Here is a 2,239-nt window from a genome sequence, read left to right as displayed (position 1 = left end):
CCAGGAGGGCGTCCGGGTCGGCCCGGTGTCGTTGTACACCGAGGACGTGCTCGACCTCGTCCGGGCCGCCGACACCGCCGGCCTGGTGACCGGGGTGCAACTGGTCGTGCGCCGCCGGGACGGCCGGGACGGCCTGGTGCTGCGCCTCGCCGGGAACGGCGGCCCCGACGGCCTCGCCGCGACGGCCGCCGCCGTCGAACGGGCGGTGCACACCGCCCGGCCGCTCTACCCGGAGGCGGTCGCCGCCGGCCACGTCCACCCGCTCTCCGTCGACTGGGTGCGCCACCACGAACTCGCCGTCAACACCCGCACGGGCAAGCTGCTCCGCGTCCTCGACGAACGGCCGCACTCATGACCGCCACCGGAACGACCGGGCACACCGACCCGGCCCGGCTCGCCGGGAGGGCCGGCCGCCGTCTGCCGCTCGTCCTGCGCAACCGGCGCTTCGGCGCCGTCTGGGCCGCCCAGGTGCTCACCCAGGCCGCCGGACGGATGTTCCAGGTCGGCGCGGTCTGGTGGCTGGTCGGCTACGCCGCCGGGCCCGACCGCGGCCTCGCCTCCGGCGCCTTCCTCGCCGTCAGCACCCTGCCCGCGGTCGCCCTGGTGCCCCTGGTCGCCGCGATCGTCGCCCGCTGCCCGCACCGCACGGTGCTCGGCACCGCGGCCGCCGTCGCCGGCCTGGCCGCCCTCGCCACCGCCGGCTGGACGTACGCCGCGACCCCGCCGACCGCCCTCGCCTACGGCGCCGCGCTGCTGCTCGCCGGCTGCCAGGCCGTCTTCGACCCCTGCCTGACCACCGCCGTCCCCGACCTGGTCGACGACGCCGACCTGGAGACCGCGACCGGCTTCGAACTCGCCACCCAGTCCCTCGCCGGACTCGCCGGCGGCCTGCTCGGACCGCTGGTGGTCGACGCCTCGGGCTTGCCCGGCGTGGTCGCCGGCTGCGCCGGGGCCTACCTGCTCGCCGCCGCACTGATCGGCGCGACCCGGTTCCCCGCCGCCCCGGCCGCGGACGGCGGCGCCCGCGCCGAACGGCGACCGCTGCGCCGGATCCTGGCCGACCTGCCCTTCGTCCGGCGGGTGCTGCTCTGCTTCACCGCGGCCAACCTGTTCACCACGGCCGTCTTCGTGGTGATGCCGCTGTACACCCGCGGGGTGCTGCACTCCGACGGCACGACCGTCGCCGCCCTGGAGGCCGCCCTCGGCCTCGGCACCCTGGCTGGATCGGCCACCGGCGGCCGCCTCCCCGGCGCGCCCACGGCGATCGGTGCGGGCTGCCTCGGCCTGATGGCCGCCGCCCTCGCCCTGCCCGGGCTGGCCGCCGGCCGGGCCACCGCACTCGCCGCGATGGCCGTCGCCGGCTGGTGCGTCGGCGTGATCGGCGTGCGGTTCGTGGCGCTGTTCCAGCGGACCGTGCCGGCCGAGGACCGGGCCGGCTTCTTCGCGGTGATGCAGGCCCTGCTCGGGGCCGTCCTGCCGGTGTCCTCGCTGCTCTTCGGCGCGCTCGGCGACCACCTGTCGCCGCGGACGCTCTGCCTCGTCCAGGCCCTCGGCGTGCTGCCGGTCGCCGCCGCGCTGTGGTGGACGGGCCACCGGGAGCCGTCGGCGGACGCCCGTCCGATCGCGGACTCCGGCCCGATCGGGGGCGCGGCGTGACCTCGACGATCGCCCCTGCGGCGCCCCAGGACGTCGCCCAGCTGCGGCAGCTCTACTTCGACGTCTACGGCCACGGCTACCCGGTCGCGCTCGGCAGTGACCCCGAGGAGATGCGCCGGCTCATCGCCGACCCGCACACCCACTGGCTGACGGCCCGTCAGGACGGCGGCCGGCTCACCGGATCGGTGGCGGTGCAGACCGACCCGGGCAGCCGGATCGGCAAGCTGGTGGGCCTGGCCGTCCACCCCGAGCAACGCGGCGGCGGACTGGCCGGGCGGCTGACCGCCGCGGTCTGCGCGGACGCCTTCGCGAGCGGCGCGCTGGACTCCGTGTACGCGACCGTCCGGGTGGTCACCCCGGGCCCGCAGCAGGTCTTCGTCCGCCACGGCTTCCGGGCCCTCGGCCTGCTGCCGAACGCGGTCGAGGTGGCCGGCTGCGAGAGCCTCGCCCTGTTCGCCCGGCACGCCGACGGCGTGCTGGCCCGGCGGGAGACCGTCGGTGCCGTCCCGGGCGCCCTGCTGCCGCTGCTGGAGGCGGCCCGGCGCAGCACCGGCCTCGACCACGGCCGCCCGCGCGCGGCCGC

The 2,239-nt window shown here is 77.9% G+C and carries 2 protein-coding genes and 1 pseudogene; all 3 read left to right on the top strand.

Annotation, left to right across the window (positions count from 1 at the left end):
- Positions 1 to 355: pseudogene (locus ABZ641_RS33935) on the top strand (phenylacetate--CoA ligase family protein); the annotation flags it as partial.
- The gene (locus ABZ641_RS33930) at positions 352 to 1,656 is read left to right on the top strand and encodes an MFS transporter (protein WP_359988140.1); all 1,305 of its coding nucleotides are present in this window, start codon (positions 352 to 354) and stop codon (positions 1,654 to 1,656) included. The pseudogene ABZ641_RS33935 and the gene ABZ641_RS33930, both read left to right, overlap by 4 nt.
- A partial coding sequence (locus ABZ641_RS33925) for a GNAT family N-acetyltransferase (protein ID WP_359988138.1) occupies positions 1,653 to 2,239 on the top strand: 587 nt, incomplete at its 3' end. The genes ABZ641_RS33930 and ABZ641_RS33925, both read left to right, overlap by 4 nt.

The sequence above is a fragment of the Kitasatospora sp. NPDC007106 genome (genome assembly GCF_040634455.1).
Lineage (GTDB): Bacteria > Actinomycetota > Actinomycetes > Streptomycetales > Streptomycetaceae > Kitasatospora > Kitasatospora arboriphila.
This window is presented reverse-complemented; position numbering and strand designations above follow the sequence as displayed.